General features: G+C 30.9%; 8 protein-coding genes, 1 tRNA gene and 1 pseudogene. 5 read left to right on the top strand and 5 right to left on the bottom strand.

Annotated elements, in window-relative coordinates:
* From rpoB to ABJG40_RS03560, 3 genes are all read left to right on the top strand, one after another.
* Nucleotides 1-2732, top strand: a 2732-nt coding sequence (gene rpoB / locus ABJG40_RS03570; RefSeq protein WP_348023210.1) for a DNA-directed RNA polymerase subunit beta, incomplete at its 5' end; no start/stop codon positions are given.
* Nucleotides 2733-2834: 102 nt separating this feature from the next.
* Nucleotides 2835-7109, top strand: a complete 4275-nt coding sequence (gene rpoC, locus ABJG40_RS03565; protein ID WP_348023209.1) for a DNA-directed RNA polymerase subunit beta' — start codon at nt 2835-2837, stop codon at nt 7107-7109.
* 52 nt (nt 7110-7161) lie between these two features.
* Nucleotides 7162-7473 carry a DUF3467 domain-containing protein gene (locus ABJG40_RS03560; RefSeq protein ID WP_249981047.1) on the top strand — a complete coding sequence of 104 codons (312 nt, stop codon included), beginning with the start codon at nt 7162-7164 and terminating at the stop codon, nt 7471-7473.
* Between the two features lie 47 nt (nt 7474-7520).
* Here the strand turns inward: ABJG40_RS03560 and aroC are convergent, their stop codons facing one another.
* Nucleotides 7521-8585 carry a chorismate synthase gene (aroC, locus tag ABJG40_RS03555; RefSeq protein ID WP_348023208.1) on the bottom strand — a complete coding sequence of 355 codons (1065 nt, stop codon included), beginning with the start codon at nt 8583-8585 and terminating at the stop codon, nt 7521-7523.
* Between the two features lie 244 nt (nt 8586-8829).
* Between aroC and ABJG40_RS03550 the strand changes: the two genes are divergently transcribed.
* Nucleotides 8830-8914, top strand: a tRNA-Ser gene (locus ABJG40_RS03550).
* An 87-nt stretch (nt 8915-9001) separates the two neighbouring features.
* Here the strand turns inward: ABJG40_RS03550 and ABJG40_RS03545 are convergent.
* The 4 genes and pseudogenes from ABJG40_RS03545 to ABJG40_RS03530 all read right to left on the bottom strand — a co-directional run bounded on the left by ABJG40_RS03545 (nt 9002) and on the right by ABJG40_RS03530 (nt 12375).
* Nucleotides 9002-9825: pseudogene (locus ABJG40_RS03545) on the bottom strand (transposase).
* A gap of 237 nt (nt 9826-10062) precedes the next feature.
* Nucleotides 10063-10305: a transposase gene (locus ABJG40_RS03540; RefSeq protein ID WP_348023207.1), complete on the bottom strand. Its 243-nt coding sequence runs from the start codon at nt 10303-10305 to the stop codon at nt 10063-10065.
* A 301-nt stretch (nt 10306-10606) separates the two neighbouring features.
* Nucleotides 10607-11257, bottom strand: a complete 651-nt coding sequence (locus ABJG40_RS03535) for a sugar-binding protein (protein ID WP_348023206.1) — start codon at nt 11255-11257, stop codon at nt 10607-10609.
* Nucleotides 11258-11328: 71 nt separating this feature from the next.
* Complete coding sequence (locus tag ABJG40_RS03530) at nt 11329-12375, bottom strand: LacI family DNA-binding transcriptional regulator (RefSeq protein ID WP_348023205.1); 1047 nt, start codon at nt 12373-12375, stop codon at nt 11329-11331.
* Between the two features lie 236 nt (nt 12376-12611).
* On the opposite strand from ABJG40_RS03530, the gene ABJG40_RS03525 reads away from it, so the two are divergent.
* Nucleotides 12612-13523 carry a sugar phosphate nucleotidyltransferase gene (locus ABJG40_RS03525; RefSeq protein WP_348023204.1) on the top strand — a complete coding sequence of 304 codons (912 nt, stop codon included), beginning with the start codon at nt 12612-12614 and terminating at the stop codon, nt 13521-13523.

The raw sequence follows: 13523 nt of genomic DNA, 5'->3' as shown, positions 1-13523 counted from the left end.
AAGTAGGTCGTTTTAGAATGCATACCAAACTTCAGTTAAATGAACCTATTGATCAAAAAGTATTAACAAAATTAGATATAATAACTATTATTAAATATTTAATTGAGTTAATCAACTCTAAAGCAGAAGTTGATGATATTGATCACTTATCTAATAGACGTGTAAGAACTGTTGGAGAACAGTTAGCAGGTCAGTTTGGTGTTGGTTTAGCACGTATGGCAAGAACTATTCGTGAGCGTATGAATGTACGTGATAACGAGGTTTTTACACCAATCGATTTAATTAATGCTAAAACATTATCATCTGTAATTAACTCATTCTTTGGTACCAACCAATTATCTCAGTTTATGGATCAAACAAATCCATTAGCAGAGATTACTCACAAGCGTAGATTATCTGCACTTGGACCTGGTGGTTTATCAAGAGAAAGAGCAGGATTTGAGGTGCGTGATGTTCACTATACTCACTATGGTCGTTTATGTCCAATTGAAACTCCAGAGGGACCAAATATTGGTTTAATCTCTTCACTTTCTGTTTTTGCAAAAGTGAACAATTTAGGTTTCATTGAAACTCCTTATAGAAAGGTAGATAATGGTGTTGTTGCTACAGAAGAACCAATTTATTTAAGTGCTGAAGAAGAAGAAGGTAAGAAAATTGCTCAATCTAATTTAGAATTAAAAGAAGATGGTAGTATTGTTTTAGATAGAGTTATTGCTCGAGAAGAAGGAGATTTTCCAGTGGTTACTCCAGATGTAATTGATTACATGGATGTTGCTCCAAATCAAATTGCTTCTATCTCAGCATCTTTAATTCCTTTCTTAGAACATGATGATGCCAATAGAGCCTTAATGGGATCTAACATGATGCGTCAGGCAGTTCCGCTATTAAGACCAGAATCTCCAATTGTAGGTACAGGTTTAGAACGTAGAGTTGCTAAAGATTCTCGTATTTTAATCAATGCAGAAGGAGCTGGTGAAGTTACTTATGTAGATGCAAATAAAATTACTATTAAGTATGATAGAAATGAAGAAGAACAGCTAGTTAGTTTTGATTCTGATGAAGTTTCTTACAATTTAATTAAATTTAGAAAAACTAATCAAGGAACAAACATCAACCTTAAACCAATTGTAGAAAGAGGTGATAGAGTTGAAGAGGGGCAAGTCCTTTGTGAAGGTTATGCAACACAAAAAGGAGAATTAGCTTTAGGAAGAAATATGAAAGTTGCCTTTATGCCTTGGAAAGGGTATAACTTTGAAGATGCAATTGTAATTTCTGAAAAAGTTGTTCGTGAAGATATATTTACATCTATTCATATTGATGAGTATTCTTTAGATGTTAGAGATACAAAATTAGGGACTGAAGAGTTAACTAATGATATTCCAAACGTTTCTGAAGAAGCTACGAAAGACTTAGATGAGAACGGAATGATTAGAATTGGAGCAGAAGTGAATCCTGGTGATATCTTAATAGGTAAGATAACACCAAAAGGAGAATCAGATCCAACTCCAGAAGAAAAATTATTACGCGCTATTTTTGGTGATAAAGCAGGAGATGTAAAAGATGCATCTTTAAAAGCTTCTCCATCTTTAAGAGGTGTAGTAATTGATAAAAAATTATTTAGAAGAGCTGTAAAAGATAAAAATAAAAGATTAAGAGATAAAGAAGCAGTAGCTACTTTAGAAGCTTCTTTTGTTGGTAGATTTGAAAGTTTAAAAGATGTTTTAATCGAAAAATTGTTTACACTTATTAGTGGGAAAACATCTCAAGGAGTGTTTAATGATTTAGGAGAAGAAGTTTTACCAAAAGGTAAAAAGTACACACTTAAAATGTTAAACTCTGTTGATGATTATGTTCACTTAACAGGATCTTGGACAACTGACAAAGATTTAAATAGTTTAGTAGGTGAATTAGTTCACAACTACAAAATTAAAGTAAATGATTTACAAGGTTCTTTACGTCGTCAAAAATTTACAATCTCTGTAGGAGATGAGTTACCAGCAGGAATTTTAAAATTAGCTAAAATTTACATTGCAAAGAAACGTAAATTAAAAGTTGGTGATAAAATGGCTGGTCGTCACGGAAATAAAGGTATTGTTGCTCGTATTGTAAGAGCAGAAGATATGCCTTTCTTAGAAGACGGAACTCCAGTAGATATTGTATTAAATCCATTAGGAGTACCTTCTCGTATGAACATTGGTCAAATTTATGAAACTGTTCTTGGTTGGGCAGGAGAAAAATTAGGAACTAAATATGCAACACCAATTTTTGATGGAGCATCTTTAGATCAGATTAATGGAATTACTGACAAAGCGGGTGTACCAAGATTTGGACATACTTATTTATATGATGGTGGAACAGGTAAACGTTTCGATCAACCAGCAACAGTTGGTATCATTTATATGATTAAGTTAGGACACATGATTGAAGATAAAATGCATGCACGTTCTATAGGTCCTTACTCATTAATAACACAACAACCATTAGGAGGTAAAGCACAATTTGGGGGTCAACGTTTTGGAGAGATGGAAGTTTGGGCACTAGAAGCATATGGAGCATCAAGTATCTTAAGAGAAATTTTAACCGTAAAATCAGATGATGTTATGGGTAGAGCTAAAACATACGAAAGTATTGTTAAAGGAGAAACTATGCCAGAACCTGGTTTACCAGAATCATTTAACGTATTAATGCACGAACTTAAAGGTTTAGGTTTAGACGTTAGATTAGAAGAATAACAAAAATTGATACAAGAAGTAGATATAAACCTACTTCTTGTAATCATTTATTTATAAGTCTCATTGAGACCATTTTTACAATTTTAATTCGAATCCATCAACATGGCAAGAAAACAAGAGAAGTACACTGTAAAAAAGTTTAATAAAATCTCAATTGGTTTATCATCACCAGAAGCTATTTTAGAAGTTTCTAAAGGTGAAGTTTTAAAACCAGAAACAATAAATTACCGTACACATAAACCAGAAAGAGATGGTTTATTTTGTGAGCGTATTTTTGGTCCTGTTAAGGATTATGAGTGTGCTTGTGGAAAGTACAAAAGAATTCGCTACAAAGGTATCGTTTGTGATAGATGTGGTGTAGAAGTAACAGAAAAGAAAGTACGTAGAGATAGAGTAGGACATATCAACTTGGTTGTTCCTGTAGCTCACATTTGGTACTTTAGATCATTACCTAACAAAATGGGATACCTTTTAGGTTTACCGTCTAAAAAGTTAGATATGATTATTTACTACGAAAGATACGTAGTAATTCAACCAGGTATTGCAAAAAATGTAGAAGGAGAGCCATTACAAAAAATGGATTTCTTAACTGAAGAAGAATATTTAGATATTGCAGACGAGTTACCACAAGACAATCAATACTTAGATGATTCTGACCCAAACAAGTTTATCGCTAAAATGGGAGCAGAGTGTTTAATTGATTTATTAGCTCGTATAGATTTAGATGCCCTATCTTTTGAATTAAGACATAAAGCAAACACTGAAACTTCTAAACAACGTAAAACTGAAGCATTAAAACGTTTAAATGTTGTTGAAGCATTTAGAGATTCTCAGAAGAATAGAGAAAATAATCCAGAATGGATGATAATGAAAGCAGTTCCGGTAATTCCACCAGAATTGAGACCATTAGTTCCATTAGATGGAGGTCGTTTTGCTACTTCAGATTTAAATGATTTATATAGAAGAGTTATTATTAGAAACAATCGTTTAAAAAGATTGGTAGAAATAAAAGCTCCTGAAGTTATTTTACGTAATGAAAAACGTATGTTACAAGAATCTGTAGATTCATTATTTGATAACACACGTAAATCATCTGCAGTAAAAACAGAATCTAACAGACCTTTAAAATCTTTATCAGATTCATTAAAAGGTAAGCAAGGTCGTTTCCGTCAAAACTTATTAGGAAAGCGTGTTGATTATTCTGCACGTTCTGTAATTGTTGTTGGACCAGAAATGAAATTGTCTGAATGTGGATTGCCAAAAGATATGGCAGCAGAACTTTACAAGCCTTTTGTAATTAGAAAGTTAATTGAAAGAGGAATTGTAAAAACTGTAAAATCTGCTAAGAAAATAATAGACAGAAAAGAACCAGTTGTTTGGGATATTTTAGAAAATGTAATTAAAGGGCATCCAGTTTTATTAAACAGAGCTCCTACTTTACACAGACTAGGTATTCAAGCTTTCCAACCAAAATTAATTGAAGGAAAAGCAATACAATTACACCCATTAGCATGTTCTGCATTTAATGCGGATTTTGATGGGGATCAAATGGCGGTTCACTTACCATTAGGACCAGAAGCTATTTTAGAAGCACAACTATTAATGTTAGCTTCTCATAATATTTTAAATCCTGCAAATGGTGCGCCAGTAACGGTACCTTCTCAGGATATGGTACTAGGTTTATACTATATGACCAAAGAGAGAATTTCTACTCCAGAAGTACCAATTAAAGGAGAAGGATTAACTTTTTATTCACCAGAAGAAGTAACTATTGCTTTTAACGAAGAAATGGTAGACTTAAATGCTGGGATTAAAGTAAGAACTCAAGATATAGACGAGAATGGAGAGCAAGTAACAAAAATTATTAAAACTACTGTTGGTAGAGTTTTATTTAATGAAAAAGTTCCTGCTGCTGCTGGTTATATTAATGAAGTATTAACTAAGAAAAACTTACGTGGAATTATCGGCGGTATTTTAAAAGCTACAGATATTCCTACAACAGGAGCATTCTTAGATGAAATAAAAAACATGGGATATAAATTTGCCTTCCAAGGTGGATTATCATTCTCATTAGGGGATATTATTATTCCTAAAGAAAAACAAGGTATGATTGATGAAGCCAATAAAGAGGTGGATGTAATTGTATCTAACTATAACATGGGTATGTTAACGCAAAAAGAGCGTTACAATCAGGTAATTGATATTTGGGGTAGAACCAATAACGATTTAACTGAATTATCTATGAAACGTTTACGTGAAGATCAACAAGGTTTCAACTCAGTATACATGATGCTTGATTCTGGTGCAAGGGGTTCTAAAGAGCAAATTCGTCAATTAACAGGTATGCGTGGATTAATGGCAAAACCTAAAAAATCTACTGCAGGGGGTGGAGAAATTATTGAGAATCCAATTCTTTCTAATTTTAAGGAAGGATTATCAATTCTTGAATACTTTATCTCTACTCACGGTGCACGTAAAGGACTTGCAGATACTGCTTTAAAAACGGCAGATGCTGGTTACTTAACACGTAGATTAGTAGATGTTTCTCAAGACGTTATTATTAACGAAGAAGATTGTGGAACATTAAGAGGTTTAGAAGTTGCTCCGTTAAAGAAAAATGATGAGATTGTAGAATCTTTATCAGACAGAATTGAAGGAAGAATTTCTTTAAACAATGTTTATCATCCAGTTACAGATGAACTTCTTTTAGAAGCAAATCAATCTATTACTTCTCAATTAGCTTTAGCTGTAGAGAAATCAGGAATAGATAGTATAGAAGTTAGATCTGCATTAACTTGTGAATCTTCTAAAGGTATCTGTGCAAAATGTTATGGACAAAGTTTATCTACATTAGGTAAAGTTCAAATTGGTGAAGCAGTAGGGGTTATTGCAGCACAATCAATTGGAGAGCCTGGTACACAGTTAACGTTACGTACTTTCCACGTTGGTGGGGTAGCAGGTAATATATCTGAGGAAAATAAATTAATCGCTAAATTCGATGGTAAAGTTGTAATTGATGATTTACGTACAGTTGTTGGTAAAGACAATGATGGTAATAAAGTTGATATAGTAATATCTAGAACTGCAGAGATTAAAATTGTAGATAAAAAAACAGGAATTACTCAAAGTACAAACATTATACCTTACGGTTCTATTATTTTTGATAAAGAAAGAAAATCGATTAAAAAAGGAGATGTTATTGTGCAGTGGGATCCATTTAACGGTGTAATTGTTTCTGAATTTGAAGGTAAAGTGAAGTTTGATAATTTAGAACAAGGTATTAACTACTCTGTAGAAATTGATGAACAAACTGGTTTCCAAGAAAAAGTAATGACTGATTCTAAGAATAAGAAAATTATTGCTTCTTTAATTATAGAAGACAATGAAGGAAACGCTTTACGTTCTTATAGTTTACCAGTAGGTGCACACTTAATGGTTAATGATGGAGATAAAGTAGAATCTGGACATACTTTAGTTAAAATACCAAGAAAATCTGGTAAGGCTGGAGATATTACTGGAGGTTTACCTCGTGTAACAGAATTATTTGAAGCACGTAACCCTTCTAACCCATCTGTAGTTTCAGAAATTGATGGTGTTGTTTCTTTCGGGAAAATTAAGCGTGGTAATAGAGAAATTATCGTGGAATCTAAAACAGGAGATATTAGAAAATATTTAGTTAAACTATCTAACCAAATTTTAGTTCAAGAAAATGACTTTATTAAAGCAGGTATGCCTTTATCAGATGGAGCTACAACTCCTTCAGATATTTTAAGAATTAAAGGACCATCTGCTGTACAAGAATACTTAGTAAATGAAATTCAAGAAGTATATCGTTTACAAGGGGTAAAAATTAATGACAAGCATTTTGAAGTTGTTGTTCGTCAAATGATGCGTAAAGTTAAAATTATTGATTCTGGAGATACTTTATTTTTAGAGAATCAATTAATTCATAAAATTGACTTTATAAAAGATAATGACGCAATTTACGGAATGAAAGTTGTTGAAAATGCTGGAGATTCAGAAAACTTAGTTGCAGGTCAAATTATTTCTGCACGTCAATTAAGAGATGAAAATTCTTTATTAAGAAGAAATGATCAAAACTTAGTTGAAGCTAGAGATGCTAAACCAGCAACTGCAGAACAAGTTTTACAAGGTATTACAAGAGCTTCTTTACAAACAAAATCGTTTATTTCTGCAGCTTCTTTCCAAGAAACTACAAAAGTATTAAACGAGGCAGCTGTTAGTGGTAAAGTAGATACTTTAGAAGGATTAAAAGAAAATGTAATTGTTGGTAAGAAAATTCCAGCAGGTACAGGTATGAGATCATATGATAAAGTAATTGTAGGTCCTAAAGACGAAATAGAACAAAGTTTTTAATTCATAACAAAGGCCTCTAATTTTTTTAGAGGCTTTTTTTTTAAATATTTTTATGGAAGAAAATCAAAACAAAGACGGACAAATAAATATAGAATTAGATCAAGAAATTGCAGAAGGAACCTATTCTAATTTGGCAATTATAAATCATTCTATGTCAGAGTTTATAGTAGACTTTATTAATATTATGCCTGGAGTTCCTAAGGCAAAAGTAAAGTCTAGAATAATTTTAACTCCGCAACATGCAAAAAGATTAACACAGGCTTTGGCAGATAATGTTAGAAAGTTTGAACAACAACATGGAGAAATCAAAGATTATGAAACTCCACCAATTCCAATGAATTTTGGGCCAACAGGTCAAGCATAATTAATATAAATAAAAAAAGCGAAACTTTTAAGTTTCGCTTTTTTTATTTATACTGTTCTTGTTCTGTTTAATAACCAATAATCTGCTAAAACTAAAGCAGTCATAGCTTCTACTATTGGTACAGCTCTTGGTACTACACAAGGATCATGACGTCCTTTACCAGTTATTTCTGTTAATTCGAATTCCGAATTAATAGTTTGTTGATTACTCATAATGGTAGCAACTGGTTTAAAAGCTACTCTAAAGTATATGTCCATTCCGTTACTAATTCCTCCCTGAATACCTCCTGAAAGATTAGATTGAGTAGAACCATCAGCATTAAAAATATCGTTGTGTTCTGTTCCTTTCATTTTTGCTCCACAAAATCCGCTACCAAATTCAAAACCTTTTACAGCATTAATAGATAACATTGCGCTACCTAATTGTGCATGTAGTTTATGAAAAATGGGTTCTCCTAAGCCAACAGGTACGTTTTGAGCGACACAGGTAACAGTACCACCAATTGTATCACCAGCTTTTCTAATTTCTTGAATTCTAGTAATCATTTTTTCTGCTGAAACTTCATCAGGACAACGAACGATGTTAGATTCAGTTTTAGAAAAATCTAACTCTTGATAAGGTTTGTCTAAAAATATATCACCAACAGAAGAAGTAAAAGCATTAATATTCATACTTGCTATTAATTGCTTAGCCAAAGCACCAGCAACTACCCAATTGGCAGTTTCACGAGCAGAACTTCTTCCACCACCTCTATAGTCTCTTATTCCATATTTTTTATCATAAGTATAATCAGCATGAGAAGGTCTGTAAATATTTGTATTATGATTGTAATCTTTAGATTTCTGATTTGTGTTTTTAATAACAAAACCAATAGAAGTACCAGTTGTAACACCTTCAAAAATTCCAGAATGAAATTCTACAGTATCTGGTTCTTTTCTTTGAGTTACAATTTTCGATTGACCAGGTTTACGTCTATCTAATTCAATTTGAATAGCATCAAAATCAACTTTTAAACCTGCAGGAAACCCATCAATAACACCACCAATTGCAGTTCCGTGAGATTCTCCATAAGTAGTTACTTTTAATAAATTTCCAAAAGAATTAAACGACATAATTATAATATTTAATTTAAGACAACAAATATAATAAACTACAGTTCAAGAAATCTTAAATTATAAACTAAAGTGATGATTTCTAAAAATTATATTTAGCTTATTGTGCTTGATTATTAGGTAGATGTATGAAAAACAAAACGATATTCAAAAAAGATGAAAAATAATTGTTTTTTTGTTTTACAGAATAAAAAAAGGTTTATATATTTGCATCCGCATTCAGGGAATACCTGATTAGACTTCTGGAGAAATGGCAGAGTGGTCGAATGCGGCAGTCTTGAAAACTGTTGACTGTAACAGGTCCGGGGGTTCGAATCCCTCTTTCTCCGCAAAACCTCACAATAAGATTGTGAGGTTTTTTTGGGTCAATACTAAAAGTTGTGGGATTTTAAAGTTAGGCAAAAATATTAGTTAGTCTAAAGAGGAAGAATTCTACGTTTCTGCTCCCTTCTAAATTGTGTTCTAAAAGCTTTAATTTTAGCATTGAATGATTCCGCAGCAGTATTTGTACTTCTGTTATCAAAATAGTTTAGAATATTTTTATAATGTAAAGGCATTGTTCTAGCGATACTATTAAAACTTTTAAACGCTGCTTGTCTGACTTTTTCATCCCATTTAGCGAGTCTAATTGGTGCAGCATTTTTATCTTTTGTTTGATTGTATATCCATGATAAATTTTGACATAATTTGTACCCTTTTTCTATATCAGGATATTTTTCAAAAAGTATTTCAGCTCTTTTGTGTTGTTTTTCAGCCCATTTATTATTCTGTTTGTAAAGTAAATATCTACTTCTTGCCAATAGTTGCTTGAGTGTATTTCCATTTTTAAATAGTTTTGGAGTATATTTTAATGATTTATTTCTAGCATTTTCTATAGCGTTATTTTCTGTGTCTAAAGCCTCCCAACGATGTTTAATCCTAATTTCTTGCAGCGCATCTAATGCTAATTTCTGTACATGAAATCTATCTATAACTTGGGTAGCTTGTGGAAATGTTTTTTAACGATTAGCCCCATATTTCCTGCCATATCTAGTGTTATTTCTTTTACTTTTTTACGTTGTTTTAAAGAGATTTTATGAAGTATTTTAATAACAGTTTCTGCTTTAGTTCCTTTAACCATAGCAATTAACGCTCCTTTGTTTCTCTTTGCTTTTTTATTGGTAAGAATTGTATATAAATCTCCATTGGAAAAAGCGGTTTCATCTATAGAAAGGTATGTTCCAATATTTTTAGGAAACAATAACCATTGTTTTGCATGTGGCTTTTGATTCTAGTGTTTAAATTCACTTAAATAATCTTTGTATTGTCTTTGTAGATTTCTAGGGTTTACTCAGTAAAAATTAGCTACAATACTTGTGCTAACAGCATTATTACTGACTGATCTGTTTTAAAAAGCAGCAAATTTACTTGTAATCCTAGTGCCTTTTACTACTAATTGCCAATCTCTTGTAACTACTTTTTTAGAATTTTCTTCAATTCAACGCCGTCTAATAACATGTAGAAAAACATTTTTACCACGTATTGGAAAATCTTGTACGTTAGCCTCAGGAAAAAAGCCTTTAGAACTTAACTTAAGGGTTTTAAATTCTGCAGGAATCGTATTTAGTTCTGTGAAATGGAAATGAAGTTCTCTATTTTTAACTTCGTGTTTTGTTAGTTTAAAATAGTCAACAAGAATTTCTGGTAATAATAGTTTTGTAAGCTCAATTGAAGTGTCCAAAATAGAGGTTTATTAGACTGTAAAGTTCATGCTTTTTAATTTACTCCACAACTTTTTGTGTTGAGCCCCAATTAGGGGGCACTTTTGTGTTTTTTTAAGTGAGCTCAAATTTGGTTTAATTTGTTATTTATTAATTATAAGTATTAAGGTTCAGTAAATGAGTGATTTGCTTGATGTTGTAACCCGGAAATCACTTGTTCGAGTTCCGTTCCCGCTACTACAAAGAGCAATCAGAAATGGTGACTCATTTTTTTGCTAAGAGTTTGGGTTTTTTATCAACTCCAATATTTTTGATGTTATCTTAAACATTTTTGATAAAATCTTCTAACTCTAAAAGTCCAAAAGAATTTTGCGTGTGAAAATTTGGCTCAGGAGTTGTTGGGTCTACCCAAGTTATCCATGTTGGTATATATGTATCACTTTTTTCTTTAATGTATTTTGCTCTATAAATACCTGTTTCTATAAAATTACCATTTAAGAGAGAAAGTTCTTTTAGAGATTGAATAGAAATTGTAATTTCTACAACAAAATAAGTGTCTTTTTTTGTCGATTTGACACCTATATGTTCAGATGGCCAATTCCAATTAAAATCAAATTTTTTATTAGGATACGCTTTAAAATCCATAATTCTTGAAGTTGTATCTATTTCAAGACAATAATAGGGGTTTAAACTTTGATTAGTTCTAAAAAATAATTCAACTCTATCGGAGGTATTGATACTTTCATTTTTATCACGTGATGGATGGGTATAAGTGTCTTTATCATCTACTTTAAAGCGGAAAAAGATTTTTTCATTATTATGTACAGCTTTGAATTCTATCTTTTTTATAGGTTTACTGTCCCAAGGTGAATAGAAATCAATTAATGTATTTGCTTTTTTCCATTTTTTAGGATTATCTTTTATCAAATTCTCGCTACTCTTTTTGAGGTATTTTACTTTGTAAATTTTCATTTTAAAATGATTTAATTAAAATTTAATAGCTGAAAATAAGTTACTTTTAGTTGAAGCTTCTTTAGTAAAGGTTACAAGATATTTGTATATGTTTCTATATTTTCTGAAGTAATAATATCTATAGGTAGTAAGCTTTTTTTTGGTATTTTTTTATCAAAAAGAAAATATTCGACCAAATATGTTAGTCCCAAGTACACTTGTTTTTTAGGGTTTTGATGAATTAAAAAGTTAATAATACCATCTTTCAAATATTCAATATTTTTATTTAATAAATCATATCCAATTACTTTCTTATTTTCTATTTTTTTGCTTTTTATAATTTCTGCAATTTGATAGACTTTAGAGGTCGTAACAAAAATACCCTCTATATTTAAATTGGTTTTAAATAGAGTTTCTAGTTTCTCTGGAAGATCATTTTGATTAAAGTTATAAGTTTCTATTTTAGAATTAGAATTTTTTGCATTATTAAAATAATTTCTAAACCCTTTCTCTTTTTCTTGCATATGAATTGCGTTATTAAAATCTTCATCTATATGAATGATAGCTATTGTTCTATTCTTAGAAATCAGCATTTTCATTAAACTTGCAGCAATTCTTCCACTTTTAAATAAATCTTGACCTACAAAATTCTTAGTACTTTCAATTTCTAATTGATTGTTAAATTTACTAACAATAATATTTTTAGACACATAATCAGAAACGATTTTCAAGGTTTCTTTATAGAACAAAGGGGCTAATAAAACGGCATCGGGTGAAAGTTCTAAAACCTTTTTATTTACTTCTATAAAGGATTGAATATCCGTTGGGTTAAAAAAAAAGGGTTCTATAAATATACCAAAAGAAGTAAACTCATTAATACCTTCATTTACACCTTCGTTACAAGGAGTCCAAAAAGGGTCATCATTAAAATCTGGCAAAACTACACAAATATGATATTCTTTTGTTTTTTTTAAGCTTCTTGCTAATAAGTTAGGCCTGTAATTTATTTCTTTTAAAACTTCATTAACTTTTTCTAACGCTTTTGTAGAAACTTTTCCTCTTTTATGAATTACTCTATCTACAGTTCCTTTAGATACGCCAGCTAATTCTGCAATGTCTTTAATAGTGGGTGTTTTCATTGATGCAAATATAAAGTATTAGTTTTAATAAATTGTGCTCGAGCACAATTTAAATACTTATTGCCAGTTAAATTCATCATAAAAAATCTATTCTCTTCAAAAAAATATTATGTGTTCGAGCACATTTTTTATGATAATCCTTGCTAGAACTAATAAAAAAAGATATTTTTGTTGAAGATATATTTAACTTATATATTAGCACGTTACTTTAATTAACTTTAAATCAATTGGTTATAATGAAAAACAATAAACTTACATTAGTTATTTTGGCAGCAGGAATGGGGAGTCGATATGGAGGGTTGAAGCAAATGGACACATTTACTCCTGAAGGAGATACTATTATTGATTTTTCACTTTTTGATGCAATTCAAGCTGGATTTGAAAAAGTTGTTTTTATTATTCGAAAAAGTTTTGAAAATGAATTCAAAATGATCTTTAATAAAAAATTAGCAGGTAAAGTAGAAGTGGATTATGTATATCAGGAATTAGAAAATGTACCTAAAGAATATATAAATAAAAGTAGGGTAAAACCGTGGGGAACAGGTCATGCTTTATTAATGACTAAAGATGTTATAAAAGGAAATTTTGCAATTATAAATGCAGATGATTTTTATAGTAGAAAAGCTTTTGAAGTGATTGCAAAACAATTAAAGAATACAGATACTAATAGTTACAATTTTAGTATGGTTGCCTACTCTTTAAAAAATACAGTATCAGAAAATGGCTATGTCTCTAGAGGTGAATGTACTGTTAATAAAGGTGGTTTTTTAACAGATGTAACAGAAAGGATAAGAATTGAGGAAATTGATGGCGATTTAAAAAGTGAAAATGAGAATGGAGAAATGCATCCTATTGATCCAAAAACAATCGTTTCTATGAATTTTTGGGGCTTTACCCCAAAATGTTTTGAATTTGGAGGTGAACTATTTTTAGATTTTTTAGAGAAAAATAAAGAAAACTTAAAAGCAGAATTTTATTTGCCAACAATTGTAAATAAAATGCTTAGCTCAGAAAAAGCTTCTGTAAAAATTTTACAATCGGATGCAAAATGGTTTGGTGTAACATATAGTGAAGACAAAGAAATTGCGCAAAAAGAGATCAATAGGCTAAAAGAAAACGGAGTTTATCCAACAAAATTATGGAACTAA

The organism is Polaribacter sp., assembly GCF_039939415.1.
In the GTDB taxonomy this organism is placed as follows: domain Bacteria; phylum Bacteroidota; class Bacteroidia; order Flavobacteriales; family Flavobacteriaceae; genus Polaribacter.
This window is presented reverse-complemented; position numbering and strand designations above follow the sequence as displayed.

Excerpts from the sequence above, each read along its gene's own strand:
- rpoC (WP_348023209.1), top strand. The coding sequence starts at position 2,835 with ATGGCAAGAAAACAAGAGAAGTACACTGTAAAAAAGTTTAATAAAATC.
- ABJG40_RS03560 (WP_249981047.1), top strand. The coding sequence starts at position 7,162 with ATGGAAGAAAATCAAAACAAAGACGGACAAATAAATATAGAATTAGAT.
- aroC (WP_348023208.1), bottom strand. The coding sequence starts at position 8,585 with ATGTCGTTTAATTCTTTTGGAAATTTATTAAAAGTAACTACTTATGGA.
- ABJG40_RS03535 (WP_348023206.1), bottom strand. The coding sequence starts at position 11,257 with ATGAAAATTTACAAAGTAAAATACCTCAAAAAGAGTAGCGAGAATTTG.
- ABJG40_RS03530 (WP_348023205.1), bottom strand. The coding sequence starts at position 12,375 with ATGAAAACACCCACTATTAAAGACATTGCAGAATTAGCTGGCGTATCT.
- ABJG40_RS03525 (WP_348023204.1), top strand. The coding sequence starts at position 12,612 with ATGAAAAACAATAAACTTACATTAGTTATTTTGGCAGCAGGAATGGGG.